Source organism: Nonomuraea cypriaca (assembly GCF_015645445.1).
GTDB classification, from domain to species: Bacteria; Actinomycetota; Actinomycetes; order Streptosporangiales; family Streptosporangiaceae; genus Nonomuraea; species Nonomuraea cypriaca.
Genome location: NZ_JADOGI010000060.1, coordinates 1 through 13,991 on the forward strand (window position 1 = coordinate 1; position 13,991 = coordinate 13,991).

12 protein-coding genes and 2 pseudogenes are annotated in these 13,991 nt (G+C 65.5%); 5 read left to right on the forward strand and 9 right to left on the reverse strand.

What is annotated here, in order from left to right:
- The coding region (locus ITP53_RS61145) for a transposase (protein WP_195897076.1) at positions 1-165 on the reverse strand (165 nt) is incomplete at its 3' end.
- A 124-nt stretch (positions 166-289) separates the two neighbouring features.
- Between ITP53_RS61145 and ltrA the strand changes: the two genes are divergently transcribed.
- Entirely contained in the window at positions 290-2,053 is a 1,764-nt protein-coding gene (gene ltrA, locus ITP53_RS20745) for a group II intron reverse transcriptase/maturase (RefSeq protein WP_195897077.1), read from the forward strand.
- 25 nt (positions 2,054-2,078) lie between these two features.
- The gene (locus ITP53_RS20750) at positions 2,079-3,248 is read left to right on the forward strand and encodes an IS110 family RNA-guided transposase (protein WP_195897078.1); all 1,170 of its coding nucleotides are present in this window, start codon (positions 2,079-2,081) and stop codon (positions 3,246-3,248) included.
- A 145-nt stretch (positions 3,249-3,393) separates the two neighbouring features.
- On the opposite strand, the gene ITP53_RS20755 is transcribed toward ITP53_RS20750, so the two are convergent.
- From ITP53_RS20755 to ITP53_RS20760, 3 genes are all read right to left on the reverse strand, one after another.
- Positions 3,394-4,326 (reverse strand): reverse transcriptase domain-containing protein, encoded by a 933-nt coding sequence (locus ITP53_RS20755; RefSeq protein ID WP_207756206.1) that lies wholly within the window; start codon positions 4,324-4,326, stop codon positions 3,394-3,396.
- Positions 4,323-4,733 carry a hypothetical protein gene (locus ITP53_RS60360; RefSeq protein WP_207756207.1) on the reverse strand — a complete coding sequence of 137 codons (411 nt, stop codon included), beginning with the start codon at positions 4,731-4,733 and terminating at the stop codon, positions 4,323-4,325. Before ITP53_RS60360 ends, ITP53_RS20755 begins: the two co-directional genes overlap by 4 nt.
- Positions 4,734-5,349: 616 nt before the next feature.
- Entirely contained in the window at positions 5,350-5,772 is a 423-nt protein-coding gene (locus ITP53_RS20760) for a DUF5709 domain-containing protein (protein WP_195897079.1), read from the reverse strand.
- A 543-nt stretch (positions 5,773-6,315) separates the two neighbouring features.
- Between ITP53_RS20760 and ITP53_RS20765 the strand changes: the two are divergent.
- The 3 genes and pseudogenes from ITP53_RS20765 to ITP53_RS20775 form a co-directional block, all read left to right on the forward strand.
- A pseudogene (locus ITP53_RS20765) lies at positions 6,316-6,534 on the forward strand (IS5/IS1182 family transposase); the annotation flags it as partial.
- 198 nt (positions 6,535-6,732) lie between these two features.
- Positions 6,733-8,130, forward strand: coding sequence for an IS4 family transposase (locus ITP53_RS20770; RefSeq protein WP_195897081.1), 1,398 nt, complete (start codon positions 6,733-6,735; stop codon positions 8,128-8,130).
- Positions 8,131-8,135: 5 nt separating this feature from the next.
- Positions 8,136-8,600 (forward strand): annotated as a pseudogene (locus tag ITP53_RS20775) (transposase family protein); the annotation flags it as partial.
- A gap of 141 nt (positions 8,601-8,741) precedes the next feature.
- Here the strand turns inward: ITP53_RS20775 and ITP53_RS20780 are convergent.
- From ITP53_RS20780 to ITP53_RS20800, 5 genes are all read right to left on the reverse strand, one after another.
- Positions 8,742-10,094 carry an MFS transporter gene (locus ITP53_RS20780; RefSeq protein WP_207756208.1) on the reverse strand — a complete coding sequence of 451 codons (1,353 nt, stop codon included), beginning with the start codon at positions 10,092-10,094 and terminating at the stop codon, positions 8,742-8,744.
- Between the two features lie 251 nt (positions 10,095-10,345).
- Positions 10,346-10,726 carry a nuclear transport factor 2 family protein gene (locus ITP53_RS20785; protein WP_195897082.1) on the reverse strand — a complete coding sequence of 127 codons (381 nt, stop codon included), beginning with the start codon at positions 10,724-10,726 and terminating at the stop codon, positions 10,346-10,348.
- A gap of 371 nt (positions 10,727-11,097) precedes the next feature.
- A complete protein-coding gene (locus ITP53_RS20790; RefSeq protein ID WP_195897083.1) occupies positions 11,098-12,402 on the reverse strand; it encodes an MFS transporter in 1,305 nt (434 codons plus the stop codon).
- Positions 12,403-12,539: 137 nt separating this feature from the next.
- On the reverse strand, positions 12,540-13,361 hold the full coding sequence (locus ITP53_RS20795) for an isocitrate lyase/PEP mutase family protein (RefSeq protein ID WP_195897084.1): 822 nt from the start codon (positions 13,359-13,361) through the stop codon (positions 12,540-12,542).
- Between the two features lie 12 nt (positions 13,362-13,373).
- Complete coding sequence (locus tag ITP53_RS20800; RefSeq protein ID WP_195897085.1) at positions 13,374-13,754, reverse strand: nuclear transport factor 2 family protein; 381 nt, start codon at positions 13,752-13,754, stop codon at positions 13,374-13,376.
- Positions 13,755-13,991: the final 237 nt, after the last annotated feature.

Below are 13,991 nucleotides of genomic sequence, written 5' to 3' on the forward strand. Positions count from 1 at the left end.
GTTTCCCTTGCGCTTCTCTTTTTCGGCGTTCACCCAGTTGCGGATCGTTTCGGCGACCAGGTTGAAAGCACGGGCTGCCTGAGCGCATGTGTGTCCGTCATCCAGGACGTACTTAACGACTTCGGCCCGCAATTCGGGAGAGTAATGCCTCGGCTTCTTCGCCACTACCTTGCCTTCCGGGTGTCACGTAAACCCTACTTGGGTCCGTGTCCGGAAAGATCGGGGCACCCCAGCTGACGTGGGTCAGGTGAGCCTGTGACGAACTGGTGAACGGAAGACGCTGGAACCGATGGGCAAGTTGGACGCCACCGTGGTGGTGAACGGACCTGAGGGCGACGTTCTGGACTGGGGTGCCGTGGATTGGCGGCAGGTCGAGGATGACGTATGGCGGCTGCGGCAGCGGATCTTCACGGCGAGCAAGGCGGGGGACCTGAAGAAGGTCCGCAATCTGCAGAAACTGTTACTCCGCTCCCGATCGAACGCTCTGCTGAGCGTGCGGCGGGTGACGGAGATCAACGCTGGCCGCAAGACGGCTGGGGTCGATGGACGCATCGTGCTCGGAAACTGGGAGAAGGCAGAGTTGGCCTCCTGGCTCCAGCACGGCGCGACCGCGTGGAGGCCCAGGCCGGTCAAGCGGGTGTTCATTCCCAAGAGCGGGGGAAAACGGCGCGGGCTCGGCATTCCCGTGATCGCCGACAGGGCGTTACAGGCTCTGACGGCGGCCGCGTTGGAGCCCGAGTGGGAGGCCCGGTTCGAGTCCCGATCGTATGGGTTCCGGCCGGGCCGCTCCTGTCAGGACGCGATGCAGGCCGTCTTCGTGACCGCACGAGGCAAGACCTGCAAGCGGCTGTGGGCGTTGGATGCCGACCTGGCCGCCGCGTTCGACCGCATCGATCATTCCTATCTTCTCGACCGGCTTGGCACCTTCCCCGCGCGGGGACGGATCGAGCAGTGGCTGAAGGCGGGCGTGATCGATCAAGGCCGGTTCGCCCCCACCGAGCAGGGCAGCCCGCAGGGCGGGGTGATCAGTCCCGTGCTGATGAACGTGGTCCTGCATGGGATGGAAGAGGCCGCCGGAGTCCGGTACATCACCACCGGCAGCAATGCCGGGACGGCGAGGCCGGGCTCACCCGTTTTGATCCGCTACGCCGACGACGCGCTCGCCATGTGTCACTCGCGTGAGCAGGCCGAGCAGGTCAAGGCCAGGTTGGCCGCGTGGCTGGAACCCAGGGGTCTGGTCTTCAACGAGGACAAGACCGCCATCGTCCGTCTCGACGACGGCGTGGATTTCCTGGGGTTCTCGGTCAGACGCTATCGCGGCAAGCTGCTGATCAAGCCGAGTAAGGCGGCCGTGAAACGGATCAAGGCGAGGCTGACCACCGAGATGAGGGCCCTGCGCGGGCACAACGCGCAGATGGTCCTCATGCGGCTGAACCCGATCATCCGGGGCTGGTCGGCCTACTATCGGCACTGCGTGTCCTCCAAGGTGTTCGACGCGTTGGACGACCACCTGTGGAAGCTGACCTACAAGTGGGCGAAATGGACCCACCCCCACAAGGGGAAACGCTGGATCGTCCGCAGGTACTTCGGCAGGTTCGTCCCCTCCAGACGCGACCGGTGGGTGTTCGGCGACCGTGACAGCGGCGCCTACCTGCTCAAGTTCGCCTGGACGAAGATCACCCGGCATACGCTGGTCAAGGGCTGGGCCTCACCCGACGACCCCACCCTGACCAGCTACTGGGCAGCCCGGCGGCGACGCGGGACACCCCCGCTCGATCCACCCCGGCTGCGGCTCCTTCAGCGCCAGCGTGGACGCTGCCCGCTGTGCGGGCAACTGCTCCTGCACGCTGATCGGGAACCACAGCACCCTGACGAATGGGAGCGGTGGATCGCCGCCGTCCGCACGGCGACCCGCCATCAGGCGATCAGACTCGATGCGCTGCCCGGAACCCGAGGTGGACCCGCGGTGTTCAGCCTCATCCACACTCACTGCCGACGCCGCCTGCCAGACGGCACCGGCGATGCACCAGCACTTCCGCAGTCCCAGTCTTGAAGCCCATGGGGCTTGCCCGAGCCGGTTGCCTGGAAAGCGGGCATGGCCGGTTCCTAGGGGGCGGCGGCGCAGCAATGCGCCGCCGCTACCCGACTGGCGGATCTGGTTCTACCTGCTCGAAGCGGCCAGGTTGGCGGTGTGGCTGGTCAACGCCCGCGACGTCAAGAACGTGCCCGGCCGGCCGAAGAGCGACAAGCTGGATGCGGTGTGGCTGTGCAAACTGAACGAGCGGGGCATGCTGCGCCCGTCGTTCGTCCCTCCCGCGCCGATCCGTGATCTGCGGCAGCTCACCCGGTTGCGGGCCAAGCTCGGCCAAGACGCCACCCGGCACCGCAATCGGATCGAGAAGATCCTCGAAGACGCGCTGCTGAAGATCTCCTCGGTGTTGTCGGACCTGTTCGGGCCCAGCGGGCGGCGCATCCTGGAGGCGCTGGTGGCCGGCCAGAGCGATCCGGTTCGGCTGGCGGAACTGGCCAGTTCGCGGGTGCGGGCGAGCACGGCCGAGTTGCGCGCGGCGCTGACCGGCCGCTTCCGCGAGGTACACGCGGTCGAGATCAGGATGCTGCTGCAGGTGATCGATCTGCTGGAGGCCAAGGTCACCGAACTGGACGAGAAGATCGTCGCGATGGTCGCCGCCCTGCCCGGCGCGGCACCCGCGTGCGACCGGTGCGCTCTGGTCGGCGGCGAGCACTCCCCCACCTGCCCCGACGCCGATGTGCTGCTGCCAGGCCTGGCCGAGCGCCTCGATGAGATCACCGGCGTCGGTCTGTCGTGCGCTCAGGTCCTCATCGCCGAGCTCGGCACCGACGTGACCACCCAGTTCCCGACCCCGGGGCACGCCGCCGCCTGGGCCAAGCTGGTCCCCCTCACCCACCAGTCCGGCCGCATCTCCCGTTCCGGCCCGACCGGCAAGGGCAACCGCTGGTTACGCAGCGCGCTGGGCACCGCCGCGATGGCCGCCGCCAACAGTAAGGGCACCTTCCTCGGCGAGCGCTATCGGCGCATCCGGCGCCGCCGCGGCAAGCAGAAAGCCCTGGTCGCGAATGCCCGCACCATCCTGGAGATCGCCTACCGGCTGATCGCCGATCCACGCTCCGCTTCCACGACCTGGGCGCCGACTACTACGACACGCTCAACCCGGAGAAACGTACCCGCAGCAAGATCCGGGAGCTGGAGCGGCTCAACCCCGGCATGAAGGTCACCCTGACCCCGATCGATGTCCCTGCCGCTTAAACCCAGCTCGCTCGTCTCCGGCACCCCACTGGCAGGTCAACACCTCACATTCTTGCAGCTCAAGAGCATCACCCGCGCTGGAGCAACGACGGGTTACTGACGCGCGCCTACCAAACCGTCTTAATTTCCGACCAGCTGATCAGCCCGAGGTCCGGCGGCCGGGAGTTGAGCAGTACCTGCCAGCCGAACGCCATGCTGCGGCGGTGACGTCCGCGCATGAAGTGCGCCAGCCGCCACTGCGCATACCGTCTGATCTTGCTGAGGCGCTGGGCCGAATGTCCGTATCGGAAATAGGCGGCCCATCCGCGAAGGAAGGCGTTCAGCCTGTCCACGATCGCCTCCGGCCACAGCAACATCCAGCGCCGGGAGGTAATCTCCCGAACCCCCTCGCGAGCATGCTGCATGGCCTTGTCCGCGGGCCAGCGAGCCAGGAACGTCACCTTCGGCTTGCCCCGGTCTCCCCGGGAGCGCACCAGGCGATGATGAAAGCCCAGAAAATCGAAGCCATCACCACCGACTTCCAGGTGAATGATGCGAGTCTTGGCCGCCTTCGGCGCCAAGCCGAGCCCGGCCAGCAGCTCGGCCAGCCGGGCCAGCGCCCGTTCGGCCTGGCTGCGCGACCAGCACATCACGACCACGTCGTCGGCGAACGGCACCATCGCCCCATCCCCGTCATCCCACACCCGATCCACTCGGTGCAGATAGACGTTGCAGAGCAAAGGTGAGACCGGACCGCCTTGCGGAGTCCCGGTGACCGGCCGCCGCACCTGCCCGTCCTGCATCACTCCCGCACGCAAGATCGCGCGCAGCAGCGTGAGAACACTCTGGTCACAGACTCGTTCCTCGATCGCTTGCATCAACTTCTCGTGCGGGATCGCCGAAAAGCAATCGGCGATGTCCGTCTCAACCACCCACCGGCGACCCCGCGCGCACTCATCCACGAGCACCTGCAGGGCGTCGTGCGCCGACCGCTTCGGGCGAAACCCGAAGGAGTAGTCGACCATGTCGGCCTCGAAGACCGGCTCGAGCACGATCTTCACAGCCGCCTGCACGATCCGATCGCGAACAGCGGGGGAATCGACAACGGGCGATACTGATCCTTCAGCCCCGGCTTGGGGATCAGAACTCTCCGCGCCGGCAGCGGCCGATACCGCCGCTCCCGCAGTTCGGCGGCCACCTCGTCCAGGAGCCGGTCGACTCCGTACTCCTCGACCTGGGCCACAGTGGTCTTGTCGATGCCCGGTGCGCCATTGTTGTCGCGCACCGCCACCCACGCGCGCTGCAGCACGTCTCTGCGGCAGACCTTGTCGAACAGCGCGTGGAACCTCCGTCCGGGATCGGCCTTGGCCGCCCGGTAAAGCGCATGCTGCAGGGCACGGACCGGATCCCGCGGAACCCGTGGTTCCCGCGATCCCGAAGCGGCGGGACTAGCCTGACCGGCACTCACCGGACCCCTCCTCGACAGTCGCTGCGCATCGACGAAGCAGCGGCCCTTCCCATCGCCGCCGGTTGTGCTGTCCGGTCGGCTCAAGCGGTACTACGGCCGCCTCCGACGCCCACCCGGCTCGCCACCCACTTCCCGGTTCCGACCCGTTATAGGGCGCGACGCTCCGGCAACGAAGACAAGCTTCCGCAGGTTGCCGGGCCGGGGAGGGCCTCCCCAGTTCCCGCCGCCACTATCGATGCGTTCCGCACCCCATACGCCGAGGAGTCCTTGACGGCTGCTTCCAGGCTCTTCACCGCGTCCATGGCCTTCGCCCCGGTTTCGAGAGGCTCGGCACTCCCTCGTCCCACCCGGAGGCGGGCTGAGTAACGACGTCGCAGGCTTCGCTTCATGCTACGGACCGCATCGTCGCTCCCCCATGAACAGGGCCTTTGACGCTGGGCTTCGACCCCGCCCGTTTCCAGACGAAACCGCCAGCCTGCTACCGGGCCTCCTGGCAGCTACCCGGACCGGACTTCCACCGGCAAGCGACGACGAGCTTACGAAAAGCAAGATCCACCGCTACGTCACGGCTTCACCTCCTGCTCTGCTGGGCGCACGAAAAAGGCTCACTGGGCCCCTACACTTCGAACGGGTCGTCGGGGACGATATGAATCGCAGCCTCCTCCGCGGAAGCGCCCGCACGATCGATGCCAATGTCCTCGGCTCGAAGATCCGACGACGGGTCGTCGGCATCTTGGGTGGCCCAGACGAGCCGACCCGCCCTCAGGTATCCGACTTGGTCGTCGATGATTTCGCCGTCAGTATCGGATGCATCACCGATCCCGTCACTGGCCTCTTCAGCCGCGATGTCGGGAACCTCACGGGTAAGTCTCTGGCTGAAGGGCTCGTGGGTGCGAGCTTCTTCAGCAGTCAACCCCCAGGCCAGGCTTCCGATCGGGCGATCCACCGGCAGGTAACCCGGGCCGTCGCCGTCCTCGCCGAGTTCCTCGTCATCGAGACTCTCATCTGGTGGCAGCAGTCCCGGGACGTAGTCGTCCATAATGCTCCTCTGAGTCTGGTTGCCTGGTTGCCTGGTTGGCCAGGCCAGGCAACGTGTCCCCAGCGGCTGTCCTCGAAAATCATGCCGCCGTCGGGTACGTGTGCTTCCTGCGGGAGAGCCAAATTCGCTCAAGCATCGTACCGCTTCTGGGAGGAAAATGGACGTTTTCGACCAGTTTCGAAGACCGATTGGATCATCGTTCAAGGAGGCGGCCGCGTACGGCCGCATACAGACCCGGCATCCGGGGCCAATACCACTCTCAGCCAAAGTGGATCATGAGACGAGAGCAAGTTCGGGGAGGTTCGCGAGGCTGATCGTGGGCGGGCCGTCGTGACGTTTGCCGACGTCGCCGGGGCGTGGCCTTCCTGCTCGGCGACCTGCCCGTCGAGGTCCTCGGCAGGTTGTGCTCCGATCGAGTGCTGCGCCGTCCAGCGCCTTCACGCCGTGAACATTGCCTGGCCCACCCCGCCGGTGGCCGCCCACCAAACACGGCACCGAGCTCAGGCTCAAGGACGAGCCAGCGACGGCACCCGTCTCCGGCAACTGGCCACCGACCACGCCATCAGCCGCAAGACCGCCTACCGCTACCTGCACGAGGGCATCGACCTGCTCGCCGCACACGCACCCGACCTGCATCAAACGCTCGACGAGGCCAAGGCGGCGGGCCTGACACACATCAACCTCGACGGCATCGTCATCACCACCGACCGCGTCGCCACACCCGGCCCGAACGGCGCTGACGTGTGGTGGTCCGGCAAACACCAACGCCGGTAAGTTAACGAACTTTGTCGTCTTGACGCAGAGCGGGGTCTCCTGCGCGACTGGTCTCGACGAAGAGGACCACAAGCGCGGGAGGCCCCGTTGTCTGGTCATGCTGCCACCGATGCGCCGTCTGGCGCGAGTGTCCGGGCCCGCGAATCACCGACTCATCCGCTGGATCAGCTCGGGCTCGGAGCCATCATGGAGATCGTGCCACCGGACCTGGTGGACCAGGTGATTGACGCCTGCGGATCCCGGGAAGCGCGTAAGCGCGCCCTGCCCGCGAGAGTGACCTTGTACTTCGTGCTGACCATGTGGTTATGCCCCGGATTCGGCTACGGCGAGGTCTTGCGGGTGCTGTTTCACCAGCTCACGCGGCACTTGAGCAGTAGACGGCGGCCTATTCCCTCCGTGTCGGCCGCAGTTCAAGCCCGACGCCGGCTGGGACGAGCGCCGCTCAAAGCGCTGTTGCGTCGCTTACTGGGGTCGGCCGAGAAACCGCACACACCCGGCATGCGGGCCTTCGATCGCGAGCTGGCGCTGTTGAAGGTCGCGGCCGATGGCACGCGCCTGGACGTCGCCGACACCCCTGCCAACCGCGCCGCCTTCGGTGACCCTCCGCACGGGCGCATCGGCCCAGGCCGCTATCCGCAGGTACGCCTGCTGATGCTGATCGCCTGCGGCACACGCGCCCTACTCGACGCGGTCTGGGGAACCTTACGCGTCGGTGAGCCGCGTCTGCTGGACAAGCTCGTGTGGACAGGGGCCTTCGGCCCCGGCATGCTGGTGCTGATCGACCGCTACTTCTCCGGCTATCCCCAGGCCGCCCGGATCGCCGCGACCGGTGCCGATGTGATCGTCCGAGTGCAATACCACCGCCGTCTACCGGTACTGACCGAACTGGCCGACGGCTCCTACCTGAGCGTCTTGCCCCACAGCGACCAACCCTCCAAGGCCGAACGCGATCGGGCAGCTGGGCGGCCGCTGCCGCGTCGCGGCCTGCGCGCCCGCCAGGCGCTGGGCATACGGGTCAGAGTCGTGGAATACGCCGTCACCGTCATCCCCGAGATCGGCGAGGCTCGGACCGAGAACTACCGACTGATCACGACTCTGCTGGATCCGGCGACGGCCCCCGCCACCCAGATCGCGCAGCTGTATGCCGAGCGGTGGGAATCGGAAACCGGGTACGCGGACGCCAAGACCTATCTGCGCGGACCTCAGAAGATCTTGCGATCCAAGGACCCCAACGGCGTCGCTCAAGAGCTGTATGCCCTGCTCATCGTCTATCAGGTGGTGCAAATCGCTCGTGCACGAGCCGCACACGCACACCCCGATCAGCCCATCGATCCCGACCGAATCTCCTTCACCGTCGTCTTACGAGCCCTGGCCCGAACGATCAGCGAGCCACCCCGCCACGGCCTCCTCCGGGAGGTCTCCCACGAGGTGTGGAACCAGCCACTCCTGACTCGACGGCCCCGCTCCAAACCACGTGAACGCAAAGGCACCGCCGCCTATGCCCGCGCGTGTGAACGCCACCCACCCTCAAACGTGGTCTACAAGCTCACAATGCGCGCCTCACCGACGACTCGGGCAGGTTAACTTACCGGCGTTGCGGCAAACACAAGCATCACGGCGGGAACAACCAGATCCTGTCCGCTCCGGACGGCCGGCCCCTATGGGTCTCCGACGTACGTCCCGGCCGCGAACACGACATGACCTGCGCCCGCACACACGACATCGTCCCCGCCCTGGCCACGATCCGCACCGACCTTCCGACCCTGGCCGACCTGGGCTACGAAGGCGCCGCCAACATCATCCGGGTGCCGGTAAAGAAATCCAACGGCCGCAAACTCAGCGCCGACCAGCACACCTACAACAAGCTGCTCCGAGGCCTGCGAGGTGTCGGTGAACGCGCAAACGCCCTGCTCACCGTCACCTTCAAAGCTCTGCGCCGGGTCAGCCTCGACCCATGGCTCATCGGGAAGATAACCCAAGCTGCTCTCGTCCTGCTCCACCACGAGCACAACTGGACCATCTCGTCATCACATAACGTGATCTTCGCTTACTGAGAACAGTTTCACTGGAGCTCGTCTGGGTCGAGGAAGAAGCAGAGCATGCGATCCGCGCGACGATCGACGAACGTGGACGAGTGCGGGCGGCGCGCTGCTCGGCGTCGAGTGACGTGTGAGTGACGGTGAGATTTGTCATGATTACTCATCGGGCTGGCTGGTCGTGTCGGTGTGCGGGTTGCGTGCGGCGATGACGGTGAACAGGGTGGCGATGAGGGCAAGTACGCCGTACCCGAGCGCGATGTGCGGCACTGAGAAGACGTTGGAGAGTTGAGCGGAGATGAGGCTGGGAATGGTCGCACCGCTGTAGCTGAGGAGATAGACCACGGCGAAGATCGGGGCCCGGTCGGTCAGAGTACTGCCGTAGAGCAGGCCACGGGTGGCGGCGCTGATGGCGATGCCTTGAGCGGCCCCGGCGACGACAGTTGCGGCGATGAACAACGGCAGTGCGCCGGTGGTGATCGCTGAAATCATGCCGATCCATCCGGCCAGGAAGGCGATCATGCCGATGCGTTGAGCTGCCGCCGGTGAGAACCGGCCGCCAAGGGGAGCGCCCAGAGCGCTGGGGCCCATATAAGCGGCGAACACCAGTCCAAGGACGAGCGAGCTGTTGGTGCGAAGTTGATCTTCGAGCAGTGCGGGCACGAAGGCCTGGTAGAAGGCCCCGGTCGCCCAGGTGGCTAGGAACACCGCGGCCGCGACGGGGAGCAGATGCTTGACTCGGACCGGTACGCGAACGCTGGGGCGCAGTGATCGCCAACTGCCCGGCGCCGGAGTCACGGTCTCCGAGCTGATGGCGACGAGTGCGGCAGACAGCAGGAGCAGACCGACGACAACCAGGTAGATGAGGTCACGTGGCCAGGGGCCGAACTGGACCAAGGCACCGGAGGCGGTGGCACCGACGGCAAGACCGAGCATGACTGTCTGGCTGGAAGCGACGGAGGCCAGCGAGGTCGGCCTGGCCGGCGCGGCATCAACGATGTAGGCGGTGAGGCTGCTGCTGGCCAGCCCGGCGCCAAGACCCATCAGGAGCCGACCGGCGATCAGGATGCCGATGTCGTGCACGTTCAAAAGCAGCAGACAACCCAGTACGAGCAGTCCCAGGCTGGCGATCGCGGTGGGCCGTCGGCCCACATGATTGGACAGTCGTCCCAGCACTAGCAGTGTGCTGAGAGTAGCGGCGGAGTAGACGACGACGGTCAGTGAGATGTCGGCGTTGGTGAACCCGTCCTCGGCTCGGTAAATGTTGAAAAGAGGGATCGTCGAGCCCACTGCGGCAAACACAGCCACCAGGGAGACCACCGCGGAAACGAACGCTAGCCGGAGCGTTCTGTCCCGGCGGCCCAGGTTGGTCGCTGGGGTCACGTGTTGCATCGAGCCGTCTTTCTCTTGTTCAGGACCATGCCGGCGCTTCTGGAGTGTTTCGGGGTGTGCATGTCGACGTAGCCGCGCACCGCGCGGTGAGCCAGGCCGCACTGAGACGATGTCGGTCATGCACCATCAGGCGTGCTTGAGCGCGTCCTGGCGTCACATCACGCCTGCGCGCTTCCTCAGCTAAGTCCTCGGGAGGTGTTCCATCGTCCGGAGCCGGGCGTGCCGGAGAGGATCACGAGGACGCGGCTACACCGGTATCGACTCAGCTGATCTTGTTCGTAGCCCTTCTCGTCTGCGATGAGTACCGGAGCCAGTTCACCGGACGGTCTCGGCTCGTTGCCACGTCGCAACCAGCAGCTTCGTAGGCGCTGTTAGGCGCCCGGAGCGATCGCGCAGGCGGAGACGCAGACCCAGGTCCCCTCACGCTTCTGGTACGTGTCCGTGTACAGAGCTTCCTGATCCACTCCATCCGCGAGCATGGTGTATGTGCTGCGGCCGTGGATTAGAGCAACGTCACTGAGGAGGCGGATGTTGACGTCGTGCACGGCGAGATCCTTGAAGGGGCGCGGCTTAGCGATGTAGTCGAGGAACTCGGCACGGTTGCGGGTGACTCCCGGAAGCTGCACGATGAAGTCTTCGGCAAGGAACTCGCTGAAGCGCTTGACATCGTTGAACTGGTCGGAGTGGATGTAATCGTTGTTGAGTTGCTCGAGGATCGCCAGATCTTCGGCCGACTGCTTGGTGTCGTTCATCTTCTTGCTCCTTCTCTGTGCGGTTCGGTGTTCGCTGTAGATGGGCACAACGAACCGCGTCATGGTCGAACTGATTAGTGTCGGATCGCGGCGCCGCCTTACCATCAATGTCGCGATCTCGTTCGTTCCTCGAGGCCGTCCCGCCGCCGGCCCTTTGCGGTCAGCGTGGTCTGACGCCGAGGGGCGGTGTAACTCAAGGATGGTGAGCCGACGAGGCGCCAAGTCGGCCAAGGGCGAATGACCCCGTCGGGACTACCTTCCTGATTGTCCCGGGTGCAGTCTCAGCGAGCCCGATCGCTGTGGTTCCCTAGAGCGCCGAGTGCGCCCGGGGCTCTGAGCGTCCGACCACCCGCTGCCTCGCTTCGGTCTCCTCATTCCCTCCGGGCGAGTGTTACGAACCGTGCCGCCACCGCGGCGAGCACTGCGGAGGCAAGGACGATGAAGCCCGCCGTGAGGAACACCGTCTGCAAGGTTGTCGACGAAACAAGGATGGCTCCGAGGCCAGACCCTGCCGCCAGGGCTATCTGAAGGTTCGTCACATTCACCGCCGACGCGGCCTCCGGGGTTTCCGGGGCCGCGTCGAGTATCCAGACCAGCGTTCCCGGGTTCACGATTCCCCAGAACAAGCCCCATAGCACGAGCAACAGGCCAGCCAGCCAGGGTATGGTGCCCGCGCTCGCCAGCCCGATGAGCAATGCGGCCACCACCGTCGCCGCCCCGGCGAAGCTGCCGATCACTCCGCGCTTGAACAGCGATCCGGCGATGAGTGAGCCGACGATGCCACCGCAGCCGTAGATGACGTACAGCAGGGAGATCACGCGGCTGGACAGATGCGTGTGGTCCATCAGGAACGGGGTGACATAGGTCCAGGCGGCGAACTGTCCGATGAACACCATCGCGCCCGCTGCCATCCCAAACCGGGCGGCCCGCCGCGTCACGACTCCCACGAGATCACGCAGGTGCGTACGCCCGTCCGGCGGTATACTCGGCAGCACGACCGTCTGCACAACCACGACAAGCAGTGTCGCCGCCGCCGCAATGGCGAAGGTGAGACGCCAGCCGACGAGGTTGCCGAGGAACTGTCCCGCAGGCAGACCCACCACCGTCCCACCCGAAATACCGGCCGCGATGATGGTGATGGCGCGAGTTCCGCCGGCCGGGCCCACCAGCTTGGGTCCGACCGGTGAGACCACGGTCCAGAAGGCTCCGAGGGTGGCGCCGAAGAGCATACGGGCGATCAGCACCAGGACGAAGTTCGGCGCCACCGCGACGACCGCGTTCGACACCAGCACCGTTAGACCCAGGACGACGATGACCGAGCGCCGGTTGAAGCGGCCGGAGCCGAGGAAGAACAGCGGCGCCGACACCGCGGCGCTGAAGCCCGGCACGAGCACCATCAGCCCTGCGAGGCCGAGCGAGACATGCAGTCCGTCGGCGATCTGCGGTAGCAGCCCGACTGGCAGCGTCTCCGTCATGACGATGACGAACGCGCCGAGCGCGACCGCACCGACGGACGCCCAGCCCCGCCTGCTACCTGGCTCCGCGGCAGCGGCGCCAGGCACAGCATCGCGGGCGGCTGCATGCTGGGTCGGGACGGCCGCGCTGCACGACGATGCCGTGACCACGCGCACCTGCGGTGCGTGGTGTGTCAGCGTCGCCTCTTCGTTTTCGATCATGTGTTCTCCTCGCTCATCGCATGCTCCTGACCGGGCTCTGCTCTGTAAGCACCCCAGGGTGTATCTGCGCGAGTCACGCGGGCAGTCAAAACAGCTCACGTTGCGATCTAGCTCCATGAGCCCAGTGCGCGGCCGTGTTAGCCCTTGATGAGGTCGATGATGTGGCCGAAGTTGAGATGTGATGCGAGTGCCGTCAGGTCTCCCGCCGCAAGCTTCGCAGCAGCCTCCTGTGTTGCTCCGAGGGCGTGCGTGTAGGGGTCGACCCCGAGGCTGATCCGGCGGACACCGATCGTCTGGAGTTCCGCGAGGGTAGCCGCATCTTGCGGGCTGACGAGGACGTTGACCGGCTTGGGGGCGACAGCCCTGATGACTGCGCTGATGGAGGCCCTGTCCGGCAGGTTCGGTGCGTAGAGGACGTCAGCTCCTGCCTCTGCGTAAGCGGAGAGGCGGCGGATGGTGTCATCGATGTCGGAAATCCCCCACAAGAAGTTGTCCGTACGACCGGTCAGAACGATCCGTCCGTGCGCAGCTGCGGCGGCAGCCTCGATGCGGCGAACCGCGTCATCGAAGTCGCGAATCGGGTTGGAGGGGTTACCAGTGGTGTCTTCGACTCCGATGCCAGCGAGACCGCGGGCAATGGCAGCATCGACAGTGGCCCGGACATCTTCGGGAGTCTCGCCGTAGCCGTCCTCAAAGTCGCCGTTGATCGGCAGGCCACTCACGGACGTGAGTAGGGCGGCATGGTCAAGGTGCGTGTCACGGCTGACGGCGTGAATGCCGTCGAGCCGACCCAGCGTCGCCGCGAAAGCCGCTGAAGAGGTCGCGATGGACTTGAACCCGGCCTCCTTGAAGAGCAGGGCCGACGGGCCGTCCCATGCGTTGGGCATGATGAACGTGTCGGGGCCACGGTGGAGTTCGACGAACTGTTCGTAGCGTGAATGGGCTGCAATGTCAGACATGGCGGCGGCGGGTCAGGCACCCGGCGCGATCGCGCAGGCCGAGACGCAGACCCAAGCGCCCTCACGCTTCTGGTACACGTCCGTGTACAGAGCTTCCTGATCCACTCCATCGGCGATCATGGTGTATGTCGCCCTGCCGTGGATCAGCGCAACATCGCCGAGGATGCGGATCTTGACTTCGTGCAGAACTAGATTCTTGAAGGGTCGGGGCTTAGCGATGTATTCGAGGTACTCCTCACGGTTGCGGGTGACACCCGGTGTCTGCACGATGAAATCTTCAGCGAGGAATTCACTGAAGCGCTTGGCATCGCTGGCCTGGTCCGCATGGTTGTAGTCAAGGTTAAGTTGCTCGAGGATCGCCAGATCTTCGGCCGACTGCTTGGTGTCGTTCATTTCTCGCTCCTTCTTCATGCGGTTCGACGTTCACCTGCAGCTGGGTTGTCGTTTCCGCGCCGTATACGCGGTGCTGGCGTGAACGGTTGTTCCGCCTGGTTAGTGTCAGATCCGTCGCGCCGTCTTACTCCAGCATCGGCCCGGTCGGTTCCGCGGCTGATGGCTCCTGCGCGCTCCGTCCTCGAGTTGCGGTGGGTGGTTGACCCGATGGATTCGGTCGATCCGTCGACCAGAGAC

Coding starts and splice junctions, on each gene's coding strand:
- ltrA (WP_195897077.1), top strand. CDS start 290: ATGGGCAAGTTGGACGCCACCGTGGTGGTGAACGGACCTGAGGGCGAC.
- ITP53_RS20785 (WP_195897082.1), bottom strand. CDS start 10,726: ATGAACGACACCAAGCAGTCGGCCGAAGATCTGGCGATCCTCGAGCAA.
- ITP53_RS20800 (WP_195897085.1), bottom strand. CDS start 13,754: ATGAACGACACCAAGCAGTCGGCCGAAGATCTGGCGATCCTCGAGCAA.
- ITP53_RS20770 (WP_195897081.1), top strand. CDS start 6,733: ATGGAGATCGTGCCACCGGACCTGGTGGACCAGGTGATTGACGCCTGC.
- ITP53_RS20795 (WP_195897084.1), bottom strand. CDS start 13,361: ATGTCTGACATTGCAGCCCATTCACGCTACGAACAGTTCGTCGAACTC.
- ITP53_RS20790 (WP_195897083.1), bottom strand. CDS start 12,402: ATGATCGAAAACGAAGAGGCGACGCTGACACACCACGCACCGCAGGTG.
- ITP53_RS20760 (WP_195897079.1), bottom strand. CDS start 5,772: ATGGACGACTACGTCCCGGGACTGCTGCCACCAGATGAGAGTCTCGAT.
- ITP53_RS20780 (WP_207756208.1), bottom strand. CDS start 10,094: ATGACCGACATCGTCTCAGTGCGGCCTGGCTCACCGCGCGGTGCGCGG.